Genomic DNA, 17,437 nt, shown 5'->3' on the forward strand with positions numbered 1-17,437 from the left:
GCCGGACGCACGCTCCGGACGGGCGAACGGGGGGAGGCGAGGCGCTCTGACGCCCTTCCCAATCCGTTCAGGAGCGCCTAGAACCGCCGTCATGCAACGCTTTGACGTCACCATATTGGGCGGTGGCCTTGTCGGCCTGACCCTTGGCATCGCCCTTTCCGGCCATGGCGTGCGCTGCGCCGTGATCGATCCGGCCAACCCGGTGGAAACCACCGCCACGGATTTCGACGGCCGCGTATCGGCGATCAGCTCGACCAGTTTCGCCATGCTGTCGGCGATCGGCGTGGCCGACCATCTGGAGGGCAAGGGTTGCCCGATCGACCGCATCTGGGTCAGCGACGGGCTGGCGCCCGGCGCGCTCGATTTCGCTCCGGATGCGGACGATGGGGTGATGGGCATCATGTTCCCCAATCGCGACCTGCGCGTGGCTCTGGCGAAGACGGCGGAGCAGGCCGAAAATCTCACCCGTTTCCAGCCCGACCGGGCGCTGCATGCCGATCGCAATGCTGATGGCGTGACGCTGACCCTGGCCAGTGGCGAAACCATTCACGGCGCACTGCTGGTCGCGGCGGAGGGACGCAACAGCCCCACGCGCGAGGCAGCCGGCATCCGCACCACGCGCTGGGCCTACAAGCATGTCGCGATGGTGACCGCGATCGATCATGAAGTGCCGCACGCCAACACGGCCTATGAGATCTTCTATCCCGGCGGCCCTTTCGCGCTGTTGCCGATGCTGCCGGGCACCCGTTCCGCGATCGTGTGGACCGTGCCGACGGAGCAGGCGCCCGCCATGCTCAAGCTCTCCGAACGCGCCTGGCTGGCAGAGGCGCAGAAGCGCATGGGTGGATTCCTGGGCGAAATTGCACTTGCGGGCCCGCGCTCCAGCTATCCGCTTGGCTTCCACCATGCGGCACGAATCACCGACACGCGCCTCGCACTGGTGGGGGACAGCGCTCATGCGATTCACCCGATCGCCGGGCAGGGCCTCAACCTGGGCTTCCGCGACGTCGCCGCGCTGGTCGAGGTGCTGGTCGAAGGCATGCGGCTCGGCCTCGATCCCGGCGATGCGCAGTTGATGGCCCGGTATCAGCGTTGGCGCGGGCTGGACGCGATGATGACCAGCGTGGCGATGGACGGGCTGGTCCGGCTGTTCGATGTGCCCGGCCGCATGCCTTCGCTTGTTCGCCGCGCCGGGCTGGCGGCGGTGCAGCGCACGTCCCTGCTCAAGAATCGCTTCATGGCGGAGGCGCGGGGGCAATCCGGCGCACTGCCCCGCCTGCTGACGGGCGAGATGGTGTAGGCCGATCTGGCCGGCGCCTTCTATTTTCTCGGAATCCTTCGCGCGCTGGCCAGGTGATGGGCGTGGGTGATCGCCACGGCCAGCGCGTCTGAGGCATCGGGGCCGACGACCTTGGCGCCGGGGAGGAGGCGGGAGACCATGGCGTGAACCTGCTCCTTCGATGCATTGCCGACGCCGACCACGGATTTCTTGACCAGCCGGGCGGCATATTCGCCCACCTCCATGCCGGAGCGCGAAGCTGCCAGCAGCACCACGCCGCGGGCCTGGCCGAGTTTCAGCGTCGATTGCGGATTGACGTTGAGGAACACCTCTTCGACCGCGGCGCCATTGGGCTGATGTTCCAATATGAGGTCGGTCAGCGCCAGATCGAGCACCAGCAATCGGCTCGCCAGCGCCATGGCCGAATCGGTCTTGATCTGGCCGTTGGCGATATGGGTCAGGCGGTTGCCGTCGGCGGCGATCAGTCCCCAGCCGGTCGTGCCAAGACCGGGATCCAGACCCAGGATGATCATGATCTCTCTCTCGACCCTTGGCGGGAGACAATGGCACTGCCTGTCAGGAGAAAGCGGTGATCATGCACGTCGCTCGCCCCGCCTTCAAAGATCCGCCAAGGCGGCAAAGGTGCCAGTGCTTCGCTTCCCTCTCCCTGCAGGGGAAAGGGAAGGCGAAGGATCAACCCAGTTTCTCCATGACTTCGTCGGAGACCTCGTAATTGCCCCAGACGGTCTGGACGTCGTCATCATCTTCCAGCGTGTCGACGAGCTTCATCAGTGTCGCCGCATTGCCTTCGTCCACTTCGACGGTGGTCTGCGGCTTCCAGGCGAGCTTGGCGCCTTCCGCCGGGCCGAGCTTGGCTTCCAGCGCCTTTGCGACTTCGTGCAGCGCGTCCATGGCGGTCCAGATCTCATGCTCGTCCTCGTTCGAGGACACGTCGTCCGCACCCGCCTCCAGCGCCGCTTCGAAGATCGCGTCGGCATCGCCCGCGCTTGCCGGATAGCTGATGAGGCCCATCCGGTCGAAACCGTGGCTGACCGCACCTGAAGCGCCCATATTGCCGCCATTCTTGGAAAAGGCGGTCCGGACATTGGTCGCGGTGCGGTTGCGATTGTCGGTCAGCGCCTCGACGATGATCGCCACGCCGCCGGGACCATAGCCCTCGTAGCGGATTTCCTCGTAATTCTCCATGTCGCCGCCGATCGCCTTGTCGATCGCGCGCTGGATATTGTCCTTGGGCATGGACTGCGCCTTGGCGGCGTTGATCGCGAGGCGGAGGCGCGGGTTCATGTCCGGGTCGGGCATGCCCATCTTCGCCGCGACGGTGATTTCGCGGCTGAGCTTGGAGAACATCGAGGAGCGCTTCTTGTCCTGCGCGCCCTTGCGATGCATGATGTTCTTGAATTTGCTATGGCCGGCCACGGCCTGCTCCTGACTTGTCTGTTTGTTGGATGCGCGCTCTCTAGCGAGCGCGCCCCATTCGCGCAATGTCAGACGAGGATCGCCGTGCCCGATGCCGTGACCATCAGCATCGATCCGCTCGATCCCACCGTCTCATAATCCAGATCGACACCGACGACCGCATTGGCGCCCAGCGTCGCGGCGCGGGTGCGCATTTCCGCGATCGCCTGTTCGCGGGCGCGCTGAAGCACGTCCTCATAGGCACCGGACCGTCCGCCGACGATGTCGCGGACGCTGGCGAACAGGTCGCGGAAGAGATTGGCGCCCACGATCACCTCGCCGGTGACGATGCCGAGATATTCCCTTGCGGGGCGGCCCTCCAGCGAAGGCGTGGTGCTGACGATGATCTCGGTCATGAGCGCTCTCCTGTGTTGTGATCTATTCGATGCCCAGCGCCGACTTGTATGTTTCCAGCAGCGCTTCGGCTTCCATGCGGGCGTTGCGTTCCATCTTGCGCAGGCGAACGATGGACCGCATCGTCTTCACATCATAGCCATTGGCCTTGGCTTCCAGATAGACGTCCTTGATATCGTCCGCGATGCCCTTCTTTTCCTCTTCCAGGCGCTCGATGCGCTCGATGAAAAGGCGTAGCTGTTCGGCGGCGACATTGCCATCGCTCATGAGAATCTCCAGTGAGTGTGAATCGGTGGGTGAATCGGTTGGCCCCAGCCTCTAGAGCGTTTTCACGATGAGTGAAAACGCTCTTGTCTTTCAAGGCCGCATTTTCCGAGCCGTTTGGCGGTAAATGGCCAGCCTGAAATAGTCTAATGCCCGTCGGCATTCTTCGCCACGCTCTCCTTCATGCGGGCGATCTGTTCCGGCGTGGCCTCGCCCTGGTATCGGGATTTCCATTCGGCAAAGGGCATGCCGTGGATGACCTCACGCGCCTCGTCCTTGCCCATCGTGCCGTCCGCTTCCGCGATCCAGTCCGCCAGGCAGTTGCGGCAGAAGCCCGCCATTCCCATCAGATCGATGTTCTGGACGTCGGTGCGGTGCTGCAAATGCGCCACCAGTCGTCGGAAGGCGGTTGCGGCGACCGCATCGCTGAGTATGGTATCGTTCACGGCGATCCTTTCGCTGATCTACATCATCCTGTCGTGCAGCACGGATAATCGAAAACCGCGCCCTGGCAACCCAGAGGCGACCATGACGGTCAGGAGACAAGAGGAATGACGAGATTACCGCCCCGTTCGCGCAAGGTTCGCATCTTGGCGACCCTTGGCCCCGCGAGCGACAGCCCGGAGATGATCCGCGCACTGTTCGTCGCCGGGGCCGATGCCTTCCGCATCAACATGAGCCATGGCGCGCATGAGGATCATGCCGCGCGCATAGCGGCGATCCGGGCACTGGAAAAGGAATTCGGCCGTCCGACGACCATCCTGGGCGACCTTCAGGGCCCCAAGCTGCGGGTCGGAACGTTCGACCGGGGATTGGCGATGCTGGAGACGGGGGCGGCGTTCGTGCTGGATAGCGATCCGGCACCGGGCGACGCGACGCGGGTCAATCTGCCACATCCGGAGATCTATGCGGCGCTGCTACCCGAAACCCGGTTGCTGCTGGACGACGGCAAGATGGTGCTGCGGGTCAAGAAGGTGACGGAAAACCGCATCGACACAGTGGTCGAAGTCGGTGGTACCCTCTCCAATCGGAAGGGGGTGAACGTGCCCGACGTGGTCGTGCCGGTGCCGGCGCTGACCGAAAAGGACCGGCGCGACCTCAGCTTCGCGGTCGAGCAGGGCTGCGACTGGATCGCCCTGAGCTTCGTCCAGCGGCCCGAAGACCTGGCCGAGGCGCGCAAGCTGATGGGCGGCTATGGCGCCTTGATGGCGAAGATCGAGAAGCCGGCCGCCGTGCAGCGGCTGGAGGAGATCATCGAACTGGCCGACGGCGTGATGGTGGCGCGCGGCGACCTTGGCGTCGAACTGCCGCCCCAGGCGGTGCCGCCTCTTCAGAAGCAGATCGTGGCGGCGGCGCGGCGCATGGGAAGGCCCGTCGTGGTCGCGACGCAGATGCTCGAATCGATGATCAAGGCGCCCACGCCCACCCGCGCCGAAGTGTCGGACGTGGCGACGGCGGTTTACGACGGGGCGGACGCGATCATGTTGTCGGCGGAGACGGCGGCGGGCGACTGGCCGGTCGAGGCAGTGACGATGATGGACAGCATCGCCCATAGCGTGGAGCGGGATCCGGGCTATTTCGGGCGGTTGCATTATACCGAGACGAAGCCGGACCCAACCACCGCCGACGCCCTGGCGGAGGGCGCGGGCAGCATCGTGTCCGTGGTGGGGGCGAGCGCCATCACCTGCTTCACCTCCTCGGGCAGCACCGTGCGCCGCGTGGCCCGCGAACGGCCCATGACGCCGATCCTGGCGCTGACGCCGCGGCAGGACACGGCACGCAAGCTGGGGCTGACCTGGGGTGTATATGCGGTGCGGACAAAGGATATCGGCACTTTCGAAGAGATGATCGGCAAGGCACGCCGCATGGCCCTGCGCCATGACCTGGTCGAGAAGGGCGGCAAGATCGTCGTGCTGGCGGGCGTGCCGTTCGGGACGCCGGGATCGACCAATGTGCTGCACGTGGCCGCGGTGCGCGGCGATGAGCTGAGGGGGCGGGACTAGGATCCGTCCTAGGGCGTTTCCCAAGCAGATCTGATGGCCGCGAGTTCCAGCCTCGCGCGAACGAAGGTCAACTCAGGCTGCCGCCGGGCCAATCAGGTCCAATCCTGCAAGGTCCCGGCGCAGCGTGGCCGCGTCGCGGAACAGATGGCCGCGCATGCCTTCCGCCTCGGCTCCGAGGATGTTCTCCTCGCGATCATCAATGAACAACGCCTGTCCCGCGTTCAAACCGAATCGCCCCAGCGCCAGCCGGTAGATCGCAGGGTCGGGCTTCACCAGTTTTTCCGTGCCGGAAACCACAATGTCGCTGAAAAGCGCGAACAGGTCGGCTTCGCGCGCGCGAAACGGCGCCCAGAATTCATCGCTGAAGTTGGTGATGGCGAATAGGGGAATGCCGCCTGCGTGCAGTGCGCGGACGATCTGCGGCATGCCCTCGACGGCTGGCCCTATGCTGTCGATGAACCTTTCGCCCCAAACGCGAATCAGCGCGGCCTGTTCGGGATGGCGCGCGATCAGTTCGGCGCTGGTTTCCGCGAAGGGCCGCCCCTGATCATGCTGGAAATGCCAGTCCAGCGTCACGACGTCGCGGAGAAACGCATCAAGCGCCCGATCGTCATCGATCAGGCGCTCGTACAGAACCCTGGGGTTCCAGTGATACAAGACATTGCCGACATCAAAGATGACGGCAATATTCGCCATGAATCAGCCCTGGCGGGCCTTGAAGCGGCGGTTGGTCTTGTTGATGACGTAGGTGCGGCCGCGGCGGCGGATCACGCGGTTATCCCGGTGACGGCCCTTGAGCGACTTGAGCGAATTGCGGATCTTCATGGAACCAGCCTTTGAATGAATCTTGCATGATCGAAAAAATCGAAGCGCAGCCCCTATGGGTGGGACGGCCGAAAGTCAAGGGCAGCCGCCCGGATTTCACCCCATTGCCTCGCTGTTCATCCTCCATGCAGCAAATCCGTGGCTTGACGCTTTTAAGGGATTAGCGGCCCGGTGTCGTGTAGAGCTTGTCATCCCCCGGAGTGCCCATCCATGCTGAATCCGTCAATGATGAAGAAGATCGCCTTTCCCGCCCTGCTCGCCCTGGGCCTGAGTGCTTGCGCCACCGCTGTTCCCCCCGTGGAAGTGACGCGGTTCCACATCGAAAATCCGGCCCGCAGCGGGAGCATCGCGGTCGAGGAAATGGCCGGCAACCCCGACGTCGGCCTCGAATTCCGGACCTATGCCGCCGCCGTGGAGCAGGAATTGCAGCGCGTCGGCTTCACCAGCGCGGCACCGGGTGCAAGGAGCGACTATGTCGCGCTGGTGAGCTTCCGCCGGACGTTTCGCGAACCCGAAAGCTATGGCGCCAATGGCAAGCCGGTGAGCGTCGGCGTCGGCGGCGCCGTGGGCAGCGGCGGTTATTCCGGCCTCGGCCTGGGCATCGGCATCAACCTGTCTGGCAAGCCCAAGGGGCAGGTGTTCACCGAATTGCAGGTGCAGATTCGCCGTCGGGCCGATTCGACCACTATATGGGAAGGCCGCGCGCAGACCGGGGCAAGGGAGGGCACGCCTGCATCGCAGCCCGGCCTGGCGGCGCAGAAGTTGGCGGCGGCATTGCTGGGGGGCTATCCGGGCGAATCGGGCCAGACTATAACCGTCAAATGAGCATCTCGATCACAAGTGCCTTTGACAGTGGCAATATTCGCGTCGTTTCGATCTCCGATACCGGCACCGGCGTCCGCGCCGAGCTGGAAATCGTCAAGGACCGGCAGAGCGACTTCTACCAGTGGTTCCATTTCCGCGTGGCTGGCGTCGCCGGGCGGGAAGTCGAACTGGCGATCGTCAATTGCGGCACGTCGGCCTATCCCGATGGCTGGCCCGGCTATCAGGCGCGGTTCAGCGAGGATCGGGAGAATTGGCTGCTGGCGCACACCGGCTATGCCGACGGCACGCTGACGATCCGCCTGTCGCCCGACAGCAATGCGGTGTGGCTTGCCTATTTCGCGCCCTATTCGATGGAACGGCACCATGATCTGGTCGCCTGGGCGGCGTCGCAGCCGGGGGTGCAGCATCGCGAACTGGGGCTGACGCTGGACAGGCAGCCGCTCGACCTGCTGGTGCTGGGAGATGGACCGAAGAAGGTCTGGCTCTACGCGCGGCAGCATCCGGGCGAGAGCATGGCCGAATGGTGGATGGAGGGTGCGCTGGAGCGGCTCTGCGACGAAGAGGACGCTGTGGCGCGGCTGCTGCGCAGGGAGGCGACCTTCCATATCGTTCCCAACATGAATCCGGACGGAAGCCGTCGCGGTCATTTGCGGACCAATGCGGTCGGCATCAACCTCAACCGCGAATGGCATGATCCGTCGCTGGAGAAGAGCCCTGAGGTTTTCCTGGTGCGCAGGGCGATGGATGAGGTCGGGGTTGACTTCGCCATGGACGTGCATGGCGATGAGGCCATTGCGGCCGTGTTCCTCGCCGGGTTCGAGGGTATTCCCTCCATCACGGAGCGTCAGTCGACCCTCTATCGCCGCTATTGCGACACGCTGGCCGCCCGGACGCCCGATTTCCAGACGAAGAAGGGCTATCCAGCGACACCGCCGGGCAGGGCGAACCTGTCCATGTCCACAAACCAGCTGGCAGAGCGCTTTGGCGCGGTGGCGATGACGCTGGAAATGCCGTTCAAGGATAATGACGACCTTCCGGATGCGGATTTCGGCTGGTCGCCTGCGCGATCAATCCAGCTTGCGAAAGATTGCCTCGGCGTGCTGGCGGAAATGATTGACGACATCTGATCTCCGACCCACGCCGGGTCAGCCGAAAATGTCGCCCAGGAAATCGGCCATCGCCCGGAAGCTGCGGCGGTCTGCGTCGGCATTATAGGCCAGGCCCTTTTCCGGCATCCTGGCGTCATGGTCGGTGAAGGCGTGGCCGGTGCGGCCATAGGCGTGGATCTGCCAATCGCATCCGGCGTCGGTGAGTTCCTTTGCAAGCGCGACAGTGGCGTCGGGCGGCGCGATCGGATCGTCCCAGCCGTGGCAGACCAGCAGCCGGGCCGCGATCTTCGCGTTGGGGAAGGGCGGTGCGTCATAGACGCCGTGGAAGCTGACGCCGGCCGCTATGTCCGCACCGGAACGGGCAAGGTCGAGCACGCATTTGCCGCCGAAGCAGAAGCCGATCGCGGCGGTTCGTGTTTCGTCTGCTTCGTCCAGTGATTTCAGCAGTGCATGAGCGGCGTTCACCCGGTCCCACAACAGGCTGCGGTCATTGTTGAGTTCGGCCATGTACCGGCCCATGTCGGGATCGGCGCGGGTGGTGCGCTTGCCCTGGCCGAAGACGTCCGCGACCAGGACGGTGTAACCGAGCGCCGCGACCCTTTCGGCATAGGCGAAATCGGCCTCCTTCGTGCCCAGGACATTGGGGAAGAGAAGGAGGCCTGGGCGCGGCGCGGCGATCGCTTCGTCGAATACCGCCATGCTCTCGAACCGGCCGCCAGGCCCTTCATGTACAGTGACGCGGCGGATGATGGTCATGGAACGGCTCCTTGCTTCGGTTCAGCACGCATGTCGAACACCGACAGGGGATTGGCAAGTTCAGCCGCCAGCCAAGTGCCGGAAGCAGGCTCCCGGCTTTCTGCCTATTGACCGTAGACGATCCGTACCTTCGACGCAGCCTCGGCCGCCAGCATGCGCGCCTTGTCGGCATCTTCCGCGACGGCGAGCGCGACGCCCATTCGGCGATAGGGGCGGGTCGTCGGCTTGCTGAACAGGCGCAGGTCGATTTCTCCTCCGGGCGTCGACAGCGCTTCGGCCAGCCCTTCGAACCGGAAATCGTCCGATTCCCGATCCGCCAATATCACCGCTGATGCCGCGGCCCTGCGCAGCGTCACTTCCGGTACCGGCAGACCCAATATGGCACGGGCATGAAGGTCGAATTCGCTCCAGTTCTGCGAGATCAGCGTCACCATGCCGGTGTCGTGCGGCCGGGGGGAGAGTTCGGAGAAGATGACATCCTCTCCCTTCACGAAGAATTCCACGCCGAAAATACCGTAGCCGCCCAGATTGTCGACCACCTTGCGCGCCATGTCCTGCGCGGCCGCCAGCGCGGCGCCGGACATCGGCGTGGGCTGCCAGCTTTCCTGATAATCGCCGCGCTCCTGCCGGTGGCCGATCGGCGGGCAGAAACTGACGCCTTCCCGGCTGCGCACGGTCAGCAGCGTGATCTCATAGTCGAAGGCGATGAACTCCTCGACGATGACCCGGCTGCGGTCGCCGCGCATATTGGCGACGGCATAGTTCCAGGCGGCCTTCAGCTCCTCCGGCGCGCGAACCGTGCTCTGCCCCTTGCCGGAAGAGGACATGACCGGCTTGATGACGCAGGGAAGGCCAGTGTGCTCGGCGCCGGCCAGCACTTCCTCCAGCGTCTCGGCGTAGCGATAGCGCGAGGTGCGCAGCCCCAGTTCGACCGCCGCGACTTCACGGATGCGATCGCGGTTCATGGTCATGATCGTCGCACGGGCGGAAGGCACGACGGTGACGCCGCGGGCCTCGAAATCGGCCAGGACTTCGGTCCTGATCGCCTCTATTTCGGGCACCACAAAGTCGGGCTGGTGCTTCTCGATGGCCTTGGCGAGCAGGTCGGCATCCAGCATCGAGAAGACTTCATGCCCGTCCGCCACCTGCATGGCGGGCGCTCGTTCGTAGCTGTCGCAGGCGATGACCTGGGCACCCAGCCGCTTGGCCGATATCACGAACTCGCGACCCAGTTCGCCTGAGCCAAGGAGGAGGATCTTCGCGGTGAAAGCCATGGGATTTCCTCAACAGCCAACGACAAATGCCGTCATGCTCCTGCCCGCGCAGGAGCATGCGCAATACATCTTTAAAGTTCAGCGTCCATCAACGCCGGGAAGAAGCCCTCATGGGCGCCGCGCAGGTCGGTCAGGGGGACGCCCGCAACCCTGTCGCCGCCCGTTGTGCCGATCTTCGCAGCGCCCGGAATATCGACGCCCCCAGCGGCGGTCACGATGTAGCGGCCCTGATCCTCGCCAAAGGCGCCTGCCGTCGTCAGGGCGATGCTCAGTTCTGCCCCGATGCCGCTGGCCAACGCCATTTCCGCCACCGCGACCAGCAGGCCGCCGTCCGAAATGTCGTGTACCGCGTTGACCTTGCCTTCTGCGATCAGCGACCGGACGGTTTCGGCATGGGCGCGCTCCGCCGCCAGATCGACCTTCGGCGCCTCGCCCGCCTCCCGGCCGGCGATTTCACGCAGCCAGATCGACTGGCCGAGATGGCTGCCTTCGCCGCCGATCAGCCAGATCGCGTCGCCTTCATTCTTGAAGGCCACGGTCGCCATTCCATCGATGTCCTTGAGCAGGCCGATGCCGCCAATGGCGGGAGTCGGCAGGATGGCGGAGCCGCCGCCGGTCGCCTTGGATTCATTGTAGAGGCTGACATTGCCCGACACGATAGGGAAATCCAGCGCGCGGCAGGCCTCGCCCATCCCATCCAGGCAGCCGGTGAACTGCGCCATGATCTCCGGACGCTGCGGATTGGCGAAGTTGAGGCAGTTGGTGACGGCGAGCGGCGTGGCGCCGACCGCGCTGATGTTGCGATAGCATTCCGCAATGGCCTGCTTGCCGCCCTCATAGGGGTCGGCATAGCAATAGCGCGGGGTGCAATCAGTGCTGATCGCGATCCCTTTCTGCGATCCGTGGACCCGAACCACCGCCGCGTCGCCGCCTGGGCGCTGCACCGTGTCGGCGCCGACCATGTGATCATATTGCTCCCAGATCCAACGGCGCGAAGCGATGTCGGGCGATCCCATCAGCTTGACCAGATCCGCGCCGATATCGGCACTTTCGGTTATCTCGCCCAGAGGCTGCACCCCGGACCAGACCTTGTACTCGTCCCTCGCCATGGCCGGGCGGTCGTAGAGCGGCGCATCGTCCGCCAGCGGGGCGAGCGGAATGTCGCACACCGTCTCGCCCTTGTGGACCAGCACCATGCGGCCCGTATCGGTCACATGGCCGATCACCGCGAAGTCCAGTTCCCATTTGCGGAAAATGGCTTCGGCAAAGCCTTCCTTGCCTGGCTGGAGCACCATCAGCATGCGCTCCTGGCTTTCCGACAGCATCATTTCATAGGCGGTCATGCCGGTTTCGCGCTGCGGCACCTTGTCCATGTCGAGCTGGATGCCGACGCCGCCCTTGGACGCCATTTCCACCGAGGAAGAGGTCAGGCCGGCCGCGCCCATGTCCTGAATCGCGACGATCGCGTCGGAGGCCATGAGCTCGAGGCAGGCTTCGATCAGCAGCTTTTCGGTGAAGGGGTCGCCAACCTGCACGGTGGGGCGCTTCTCGTCCGAATCCTCGCCGAAATCTGCCGAGGCCATGGTTGCGCCGTGAATGCCGTCACGACCCGTCTTGGAGCCGACATAGACGATCGGATTGCCGACGCCCGAAGCCGCCGAATAGAAGATCTTGTCTGTTTCCGCGACGCCCACGGTCATCGCATTGACCAGGATGTTGCCGTCATAGGCCGGGTGGAAATTCACCTCGCCACCCACGGTCGGCACGCCCACGCAATTGCCGTAACCGCCAATGCCACGCACCACGCCGCTGATGAGGTGCTTCATCTTCGGGTGATCGGGCCGCCCGAAACGCAACGCGTTCATGTTCGCCACTGGCCGCGCGCCCATGGTGAAAACGTCGCGCAATATGCCGCCCACGCCCGTCGCCGCGCCCTGATAGGGCTCGATATAGGACGGATGATTGTGGCTCTCCATCTTGAAGATCGCGGCCTGACCGTCCCCGATGTCGACCACGCCGGCATTCTCGCCGGGACCGCAGATCACCTGAGGCCCTTCGGTCGGCAGCTTCTTCAGATGGATTCGCGAGGATTTGTAGGAGCAATGCTCCGACCACATCACGGAAAAGATGCCAAGTTCGGTGAGATTCGGTTCCCGGCCGAGCGCGTTCAGGACGCGATCATATTCTTCCGGGGAAAGCCCATGGTCAGCAACGACCTGGGGCGTGATCTGGGATGCGGTGCTGGACATGTGCGCGCCTTTAGCGGGGGAGCGTCCGATAGACAATGCTGAGGCTCGCGCGTGCGCGAAAACATGATAGCTTTGCCGGGCTGGTCGACATGAGGAAGCTTGCCTGTGGAATGGATGCTGTTGCCGTTGCGCCGCTACGCCAAATTCTCTGGCCGGGCGCGACCGCGGGAATATTGGATGTTCGTTCTGTTCCTGCTGCTCTGCTACGTGGCTATCGCGATCGTCGAAGGCGCGATGGGCCTTGGCGCGACGCATCGCTGGTTCCAGCACGGCCCCTGGTGGGCGGCTGCCGGTTACAGCACCCGTGGCGGTCCGCTGACCGGGCTGTTCACGCTGGCGATGATCATTCCCCATGTCGCGCTTTCGGTCCGCCGGCTGCATGACACAGACCGCAGCGGCTGGTGGCTGCTGATCCTCTTCTTTCCCATCATCGGCAGCATCGTCCTGCTCATCTTCTTCATCATGGGCGGCACACGCGGACCCAATCGCTTCGGCCCCGATCCTGTCGAGGTGGGTGAGCCCGAATTCCGCTGAGGGCATTGTTTGGGCAGAAGGCGGGGATGCGGGATGCCGGACGGAAAGTGCGCCCTGCTGCTGCCGGTGAGCGCCGATGCGCCGCCTGATCGGCATCGCCAAAGAAAAGGGCCGGCCTTCCGCAGGGGAAGGGCCGGCCCGGATGTGCAGGAAAATGAAAGGTGTCAGGCCTTGCAGCTCAGCGCGCTCTTGCCCGGCAGGGTGGCGGTGATCTGCTTACCCGTGCCCTCGACCTTGAAGCCGCCGCCTTCGAAGGGCTTGCCGGCTTCGGCCGCCGTCAGCTTGGTGGGGGCGCCATCCTTTTCGGTGCGCACGTTGACCGTCTTGTCGTCGCTCATGAAGTCGACGAAGATCAGGCTGTTGTCCTTGCAGCGATATTGATGGCTTTCCTTCACCATCGGCGGCAGCTCGACGGGAGCGGCGTTCGCCAGCTTTTCGGCCATGGGGTCGGCGGGGCCGCCCACGACTTCAGGTTCGTCATTCTTGTTGCAGGCGGAAAGCAGCGCAAGCGCCGCCACGGGGATCAGGGGGAGATAATGTTTCATAGCGGTCCTTCTATGTGCACTAGCCATGCCCAGCGTCAACGCAAAACTGCCACAAGTCCGCCAGCCTGTGGCGCGACGTCATGACGTTTTTATGAACAACCGCCGGAATCGGCCGCCGCGGGCCCATGCGGGCTTGACCGGGCGGACGGGGGCCGCCAATGCAGGGACATGGCGCAAGACAGCATGACCCAGCAGGGCGATCCGTTGCAGATGTCGTTCGAAGATGCGTTGCGCGCGCTCGAATCGATCGTCCGTCGGCTGGAGAGCGGGGATGTGCCGCTCGACGAATCCATTTCGCTCTATTCGCAGGGCGAGGAGTTGCGGAAACGCTGCATGGAACGGCTTCAGGCGGCCGAAGCGCGGATCGCCAAGCTGACCATCGATGCCAGCGGTGCGGTGACCGGCGCCCAGCCCTTCGGTTCGGACTGAGCGTGCAGCGTGCGGGAGAGGCGGCCATGAGCGGAGCCGACTCCGTCTTGCCCCCGGCGATCGGCCTGGTGGCTGACCGCGCCGCGGCGGTGGCGGCCGACATCGACCGGCTGTTCGACCTGCTGCTGGCGGTTCCCGAGGATCCGCGCGCGCGCCTGTACGAGGCGATGCGCCATGCCGCCATGGGCGGGGGCAAGCGGCTGCGCCCGCTGCTGGTGCAGGCGGCCAGCGACCTGTTCAACATCTCGCGGGTTTCGGCGCTGCGCGTCGGCCTCGCGGTCGAGTGCATCCATGTCTATTCACTGGTGCATGACGATCTGCCGGCGATGGACGATGACGATCTTCGCCGGGGAAAGCCGACCGTGCACAAGGCGTTCGACGAGGCGACGGCGATCCTGGCGGGCGATTGCCTGCACGACCTGGCCTTTGAAGTGCTGGCGGATGAGGAGACGCATCCCGACCCCTTCGTCCGGGTGGAACTGGTGAAGGCGCTGGCCCTCGCCAGCGGCACCAGCGGGATGGCGGGCGGCCAGATGATGGACCTGGAGGCGGAAAAGACCAGCTTCGACCTGCCGACCGTCACCCGGCTCCAGCAGTTGAAGACCGGCGCGCTGATCGGCTTTTGCGTGGATGCGGCGGCGATCATGGCCCGCATCCCGCCGGAAGGGCGGACGCGCCTGCACGGCTATGCGCGCGACATCGGCCTTGCCTTCCAGATCGCGGACGACCTGCTTGATGTGGAGGGGGACGCTGCGCTGGCCGGCAAGGCGCTGGGCAAGGACGCGGCGGCGGGGAAGGAAACCTTCGTCTCGCTGCTGGGGGTGGATCGGGCGCGGGAACAGGGACGCCTCCTGGTCGAACAGGCAAAGGCGCATCTGCACGGATTCGGGCCGGAGGCCGATCTGCTGCGCGCCATCGCCGACTATATCGTGGAAAGGGATCGCTAGGGGCATGAGCAGGCAGAGGGTGGGGGTCTATCCCGGCACATTCGATCCGATCACCTTGGGTCATATGGACATCATCCGGCGGGGCGCGAAGCTGGTCGACAAGCTGGTGATCGGCGTCACCACGAACATCTCCAAATCCCCGATGTTCGCCGACGAGGAACGGTTGGAGATGGTGCGGCGCGAATGCGCCGACATCGACACGGAAATCGTCGTCACCGGCTTCAACTCGTTGCTGATGGACTTTGCCGAATCGCAGGGAGCGAGCGTCATCATCCGGGGCCTGCGCGCCGTCGCGGACTTCGAATATGAATATCAGATGGCGGGGATGAACCAGCAGATCAACGGCCGGGTGGAAACCGTTTTCCTGATGGCGGACGTTTCCTTGCAGCCGATCGCATCCCGCCTGGTCAAGGAAATCGCGCTCTATGGCGGGCCGATCCACAGGTTTGTCAGCCCCGCCGTGCGCGCGGAGGTGGAGGCGAGGGTTGCCGCCATCGGGCGGAAAGGGCAGGGTTGAAGGCTCCACTCAGCCTTCGTTCAGTTGCCAATCGCGAAGAGGGCGCTATCAGGGGCAACTCAGCACCTGGGCAAAATTTGAGGAAAGCTTCATTCATGCGGTTCACGTCGGCGCTCAAGACCGTGGCGATCGGATTCGCCCTCTATGCATCGAGCGGCGCGGCGCTGGCCCAGGGCGGCGGGCGCAATGCCGAGGAAATGAAGAAGGAAGAAGCGGCCGTACGTGCGGAGCAGACCGCCAAGCAGCTCGGCTTGGACCCCGCGTCCAAGCTGCCGCCGGCCACGGTGCCTGTCGACCCCCAGAATATATGGGATCTTGACCTGTCGAGCGGTGGCCGCGTGCGCATCCAGTTGCGTCCCGACATCGCGCCGGCCCATGTCGAGCGGATCAAGGAGCTGACGCGCCAGGGTTTCTATAATGGGCTGAAGTTCCACCGCGTCATCCCCGGCTTCATGGCGCAAGGCGGTGATCCCAAGGGCGACGGGACCGGCGGTTCGACGCTGCCGGACCTGAAGGCCGAGTTCAACCCGATGCCGCATCTGCGCGGCACCGTCTCCATGGCCCGCGCCCAGAGTGAGGACAGCGCGAACAGCCAGTTCTTCATCGTCCTTCTGCCGCGCATGCAACTCGACAAGAAATATACGGTGTTCGGCCGGGTGATCGAGGGCATGCAATATGTCGACGCCATCCATGAGGGCGAGCCGCCCGCCGATCCGACGATCATCCTACAGGCCTCTATCGAAAGCGACGGCAAGCCGCCGGTGACGGCACTGCCGACGCCGCCCGCTCCGCCGGTGCCGTCGATCATCGCGCCCCCGGCCAAGGCGCCCGTGAAGAAGCCGGTGGCGCAGAAGAAGAAATAACTCTCCCCGTCCGGCGGGGCATCAACCATGCGCGTAGACCTGTTCGATTTCGACCTGCCGCCCGATCGCATCGCGCTCCGGCCCGCCTCTCCGCGCGATTCGGCCCGGCTGCTGCTGGTGTCGGGCGATGCGCCGTTCCAGGACCGAATCGTGCGCGATTTGCCGGACCTGTTGCGTGCTGGCGATGTGCTGGTGTTCAACGACACCAAGGTCATACCGGCCCAACTGGAAGGCGTGCGCGGTCAGGCGAAGATTGGCGCGACGCTCCACAAGCGGCTTGGTCTGCGCCAATGGCAGGCCTTTCTGCGCAACGCCAAGCGGGTGCGGGACGGCGACCGGATCGATTTCGGCAACGGCGTCAGCGCTGTGGCCGGCCCGCGCGATGAGGAGGGCGGCGTCACGCTCCGTTTCGAGGGGGATGAGCCGGTCGAACTGTTGCTGGAACGGGCAGGCCGGATGCCGCTGCCGCCCTATATCGCCAGCAAGCGCCCCACCGACGAGCGTGACCGCAGCGATTACCAGACCATGTTCGCGCGGGAGGACGGCGCGGTCGCCGCCCCCACGGCGGCATTGCACTTTACGCCCGAACTGATGGCGGCGGTGGAGAAGGTGGGGATCCGGACTGAAACGCTGACCCTGCACGTCGGCGCCGGCACCTTCCTGCCGGTCAAGGCCGAGGATACGGACGATCACCGGATGCACGCCGAATGGGGACGGATCGACCAGGCGACGGCTGACCGCCTCAACGCGGCGCGGGCGGCTGGCGGCCGGCTGATAGCGGTCGGCACCACCAGCCTTCGCCTGCTGGAAAGCGCAACGGGGGAAGATGGCATCGTCCGTCCCTTCGCCGACGAGACCCGGATATTCATCACACCGGGCTATCGTTTCCGGGCGGTGGACGGGCTGATGACCAATTTCCACCTGCCCAAATCGACCCTGTTCATGCTGGTCAGCGCCTTGATGGGCACGGAAAAGATGCAGTCGGTCTATCGGCATGCCATCGATGGGGATTATCGTTTCTACAGCTATGGCGATTCCAGCCTGCTTCTGCCAAAGCGCTGAGGACGGCGGGCTGGCTGTCGACGCGATGCAGCCCCGTTCCTCCGGCGGGCACGATTTTCTGCGGCGCCGCATTGTTGAACCCTTGAAAGTCGCACTGGCGCGCTGCCATGTCTGGCGTTAAGCTTT

21 protein-coding genes are annotated in these 17,437 nt (G+C 64.6%); 10 read left to right on the forward strand and 11 right to left on the reverse strand.

Translation table 11 applies throughout. The features are described from left to right. Positions 1 to 91: 91 nt before the first annotated feature. On the forward strand, positions 92 to 1,300 hold the full coding sequence (locus MRBLSP13_RS19710) for an FAD-dependent monooxygenase (protein ID WP_363737983.1): 1,209 nt from the start codon (positions 92 to 94) through the stop codon (positions 1,298 to 1,300). 20 nt (positions 1,301 to 1,320) lie between these two features. Here the strand turns inward: MRBLSP13_RS19710 and ruvC are convergent, their stop codons facing one another. The 5 genes from ruvC to MRBLSP13_RS19735 form a co-directional block, all read right to left on the reverse strand. Continuing rightward, positions 1,321 to 1,812: a crossover junction endodeoxyribonuclease RuvC gene (gene ruvC, locus MRBLSP13_RS19715; RefSeq protein ID WP_363737985.1), complete on the reverse strand. Its 492-nt coding sequence runs from the start codon at positions 1,810 to 1,812 to the stop codon at positions 1,321 to 1,323. A 160-nt stretch (positions 1,813 to 1,972) separates the two neighbouring features. Beyond that, complete coding sequence (locus MRBLSP13_RS19720; protein WP_363737987.1) at positions 1,973 to 2,716, reverse strand: YebC/PmpR family DNA-binding transcriptional regulator; 744 nt, start codon at positions 2,714 to 2,716, stop codon at positions 1,973 to 1,975. A gap of 68 nt (positions 2,717 to 2,784) precedes the next feature. Next, positions 2,785 to 3,111 carry a heavy metal-binding domain-containing protein gene (locus MRBLSP13_RS19725; RefSeq protein ID WP_363756210.1) on the reverse strand — a complete coding sequence of 109 codons (327 nt, stop codon included), beginning with the start codon at positions 3,109 to 3,111 and terminating at the stop codon, positions 2,785 to 2,787. Between the two features lie 22 nt (positions 3,112 to 3,133). Continuing rightward, positions 3,134 to 3,376 carry a DUF2312 domain-containing protein gene (locus MRBLSP13_RS19730; RefSeq protein WP_133653277.1) on the reverse strand — a complete coding sequence of 81 codons (243 nt, stop codon included), beginning with the start codon at positions 3,374 to 3,376 and terminating at the stop codon, positions 3,134 to 3,136. 143 nt (positions 3,377 to 3,519) lie between these two features. Further along, entirely contained in the window at positions 3,520 to 3,819 is a 300-nt protein-coding gene (locus MRBLSP13_RS19735; RefSeq protein WP_363737991.1) for a DUF1244 domain-containing protein, read from the reverse strand. A 105-nt stretch (positions 3,820 to 3,924) separates the two neighbouring features. On the opposite strand from MRBLSP13_RS19735, the gene pyk reads away from it, so the two are divergent. Then, complete coding sequence (gene pyk, locus MRBLSP13_RS19740) at positions 3,925 to 5,376, forward strand: pyruvate kinase (protein WP_363737993.1); 1,452 nt, start codon at positions 3,925 to 3,927, stop codon at positions 5,374 to 5,376. A 72-nt stretch (positions 5,377 to 5,448) separates the two neighbouring features. Here pyk and MRBLSP13_RS19745 read toward each other — a convergent pair whose 3' ends face one another. Together MRBLSP13_RS19745 and ykgO are read right to left on the reverse strand one after the other, a co-directional pair. Further along, positions 5,449 to 6,072 (reverse strand): HAD family hydrolase, encoded by a 624-nt coding sequence (locus MRBLSP13_RS19745; protein ID WP_363756212.1) that lies wholly within the window; start codon positions 6,070 to 6,072, stop codon positions 5,449 to 5,451. Positions 6,073 to 6,075: 3 nt separating this feature from the next. Beyond that, positions 6,076 to 6,201, reverse strand: a complete 126-nt coding sequence (ykgO, locus tag MRBLSP13_RS19750; protein ID WP_004210176.1) for a type B 50S ribosomal protein L36 — start codon at positions 6,199 to 6,201, stop codon at positions 6,076 to 6,078. Between the two features lie 210 nt (positions 6,202 to 6,411). On the opposite strand from ykgO, the gene MRBLSP13_RS19755 reads away from it, so the two are divergent. After that, entirely contained in the window at positions 6,412 to 7,026 is a 615-nt protein-coding gene (locus MRBLSP13_RS19755; RefSeq protein ID WP_363737997.1) for a DUF4136 domain-containing protein, read from the forward strand. Next, on the forward strand, positions 7,023 to 8,153 hold the full coding sequence (locus tag MRBLSP13_RS19760) for a M14 family metallopeptidase (RefSeq protein ID WP_363756216.1): 1,131 nt from the start codon (positions 7,023 to 7,025) through the stop codon (positions 8,151 to 8,153). The genes MRBLSP13_RS19755 and MRBLSP13_RS19760 overlap by 4 nt, the downstream gene beginning before the upstream one ends. A gap of 18 nt (positions 8,154 to 8,171) precedes the next feature. Here the strand turns inward: MRBLSP13_RS19760 and MRBLSP13_RS19765 are convergent, their stop codons facing one another. The 3 genes from MRBLSP13_RS19765 to purL form a co-directional block, all read right to left on the reverse strand. Then, positions 8,172 to 8,891, reverse strand: coding sequence for a dienelactone hydrolase family protein (locus tag MRBLSP13_RS19765; RefSeq protein WP_363738001.1), 720 nt, complete (start codon positions 8,889 to 8,891; stop codon positions 8,172 to 8,174). 104 nt (positions 8,892 to 8,995) lie between these two features. Then, positions 8,996 to 10,165 (reverse strand): formate-dependent phosphoribosylglycinamide formyltransferase, encoded by a 1,170-nt coding sequence (gene purT / locus MRBLSP13_RS19770; protein ID WP_363756218.1) that lies wholly within the window; start codon positions 10,163 to 10,165, stop codon positions 8,996 to 8,998. Between the two features lie 71 nt (positions 10,166 to 10,236). Beyond that, positions 10,237 to 12,414, reverse strand: a complete 2,178-nt coding sequence (gene purL / locus MRBLSP13_RS19775; protein WP_363738004.1) for a phosphoribosylformylglycinamidine synthase subunit PurL — start codon at positions 12,412 to 12,414, stop codon at positions 10,237 to 10,239. Between the two features lie 114 nt (positions 12,415 to 12,528). Here purL and MRBLSP13_RS19780 point away from each other — a divergent pair, with 114 nt between their 5' ends. Beyond that, the gene (locus tag MRBLSP13_RS19780; protein ID WP_363756245.1) at positions 12,529 to 12,948 is read left to right on the forward strand and encodes a DUF805 domain-containing protein; all 420 of its coding nucleotides are present in this window, start codon (positions 12,529 to 12,531) and stop codon (positions 12,946 to 12,948) included. A gap of 164 nt (positions 12,949 to 13,112) precedes the next feature. Here MRBLSP13_RS19780 and MRBLSP13_RS19785 read toward each other — a convergent pair whose 3' ends face one another. Further along, entirely contained in the window at positions 13,113 to 13,493 is a 381-nt protein-coding gene (locus MRBLSP13_RS19785; RefSeq protein ID WP_133653286.1) for a hypothetical protein, read from the reverse strand. 168 nt (positions 13,494 to 13,661) lie between these two features. Between MRBLSP13_RS19785 and MRBLSP13_RS19790 the strand changes: the two genes are divergently transcribed. The 5 genes from MRBLSP13_RS19790 to queA all read left to right on the forward strand — a co-directional run bounded on the left by MRBLSP13_RS19790 (position 13,662) and on the right by queA (position 17,311). Beyond that, a complete protein-coding gene (locus MRBLSP13_RS19790; protein WP_133653287.1) occupies positions 13,662 to 13,922 on the forward strand; it encodes an exodeoxyribonuclease VII small subunit in 261 nt (86 codons plus the stop codon). A gap of 26 nt (positions 13,923 to 13,948) precedes the next feature. Next, positions 13,949 to 14,869, forward strand: coding sequence for a polyprenyl synthetase family protein (locus MRBLSP13_RS19795; protein WP_363738006.1), 921 nt, complete (start codon positions 13,949 to 13,951; stop codon positions 14,867 to 14,869). A 4-nt stretch (positions 14,870 to 14,873) separates the two neighbouring features. Beyond that, positions 14,874 to 15,386: a pantetheine-phosphate adenylyltransferase gene (coaD, locus tag MRBLSP13_RS19800; RefSeq protein ID WP_363756220.1), complete on the forward strand. Its 513-nt coding sequence runs from the start codon at positions 14,874 to 14,876 to the stop codon at positions 15,384 to 15,386. 95 nt (positions 15,387 to 15,481) lie between these two features. After that, positions 15,482 to 16,249 carry a peptidylprolyl isomerase gene (locus MRBLSP13_RS19805; protein WP_363756222.1) on the forward strand — a complete coding sequence of 256 codons (768 nt, stop codon included), beginning with the start codon at positions 15,482 to 15,484 and terminating at the stop codon, positions 16,247 to 16,249. 27 nt (positions 16,250 to 16,276) lie between these two features. Then, complete coding sequence (gene queA / locus MRBLSP13_RS19810) at positions 16,277 to 17,311, forward strand: tRNA preQ1(34) S-adenosylmethionine ribosyltransferase-isomerase QueA (protein WP_363756224.1); 1,035 nt, start codon at positions 16,277 to 16,279, stop codon at positions 17,309 to 17,311. The last annotated feature ends 126 nt before the right edge of the window (positions 17,312 to 17,437 follow it).

The sequence above is a fragment of the Sphingobium sp. LSP13-1-1.1 genome (assembly GCF_040676415.1).
In the GTDB taxonomy this organism is placed as follows: domain Bacteria; phylum Pseudomonadota; class Alphaproteobacteria; order Sphingomonadales; family Sphingomonadaceae; genus Sphingobium.

Coding starts and splice junctions, on each gene's coding strand:
- MRBLSP13_RS19710 (WP_363737983.1), top strand. CDS start 92: ATGCAACGCTTTGACGTCACCATATTGGGCGGTGGCCTTGTCGGCCTG.
- ruvC (WP_363737985.1), bottom strand. CDS start 1,812: ATGATCATCCTGGGTCTGGATCCCGGTCTTGGCACGACCGGCTGGGGA.
- MRBLSP13_RS19725 (WP_363756210.1), bottom strand. CDS start 3,111: ATGACCGAGATCATCGTCAGCACCACGCCTTCGCTGGAGGGCCGCCCC.
- MRBLSP13_RS19730 (WP_133653277.1), bottom strand. CDS start 3,376: ATGAGCGATGGCAATGTCGCCGCCGAACAGCTACGCCTTTTCATCGAG.
- pyk (WP_363737993.1), top strand. CDS start 3,925: ATGACGAGATTACCGCCCCGTTCGCGCAAGGTTCGCATCTTGGCGACC.
- MRBLSP13_RS19745 (WP_363756212.1), bottom strand. CDS start 6,072: ATGGCGAATATTGCCGTCATCTTTGATGTCGGCAATGTCTTGTATCAC.
- ykgO (WP_004210176.1), bottom strand. CDS start 6,201: ATGAAGATCCGCAATTCGCTCAAGTCGCTCAAGGGCCGTCACCGGGAT.
- MRBLSP13_RS19755 (WP_363737997.1), top strand. CDS start 6,412: ATGCTGAATCCGTCAATGATGAAGAAGATCGCCTTTCCCGCCCTGCTC.
- MRBLSP13_RS19760 (WP_363756216.1), top strand. CDS start 7,023: ATGAGCATCTCGATCACAAGTGCCTTTGACAGTGGCAATATTCGCGTC.
- MRBLSP13_RS19765 (WP_363738001.1), bottom strand. CDS start 8,891: ATGACCATCATCCGCCGCGTCACTGTACATGAAGGGCCTGGCGGCCGG.
- purT (WP_363756218.1), bottom strand. CDS start 10,165: ATGGCTTTCACCGCGAAGATCCTCCTCCTTGGCTCAGGCGAACTGGGT.
- purL (WP_363738004.1), bottom strand. CDS start 12,414: ATGTCCAGCACCGCATCCCAGATCACGCCCCAGGTCGTTGCTGACCAT.
- MRBLSP13_RS19780 (WP_363756245.1), top strand. CDS start 12,529: ATGCTGTTGCCGTTGCGCCGCTACGCCAAATTCTCTGGCCGGGCGCGA.
- MRBLSP13_RS19785 (WP_133653286.1), bottom strand. CDS start 13,493: ATGAAACATTATCTCCCCCTGATCCCCGTGGCGGCGCTTGCGCTGCTT.
- MRBLSP13_RS19790 (WP_133653287.1), top strand. CDS start 13,662: ATGGCGCAAGACAGCATGACCCAGCAGGGCGATCCGTTGCAGATGTCG.
- MRBLSP13_RS19795 (WP_363738006.1), top strand. CDS start 13,949: ATGAGCGGAGCCGACTCCGTCTTGCCCCCGGCGATCGGCCTGGTGGCT.
- coaD (WP_363756220.1), top strand. CDS start 14,874: ATGAGCAGGCAGAGGGTGGGGGTCTATCCCGGCACATTCGATCCGATC.
- MRBLSP13_RS19805 (WP_363756222.1), top strand. CDS start 15,482: ATGCGGTTCACGTCGGCGCTCAAGACCGTGGCGATCGGATTCGCCCTC.
- queA (WP_363756224.1), top strand. CDS start 16,277: ATGCGCGTAGACCTGTTCGATTTCGACCTGCCGCCCGATCGCATCGCG.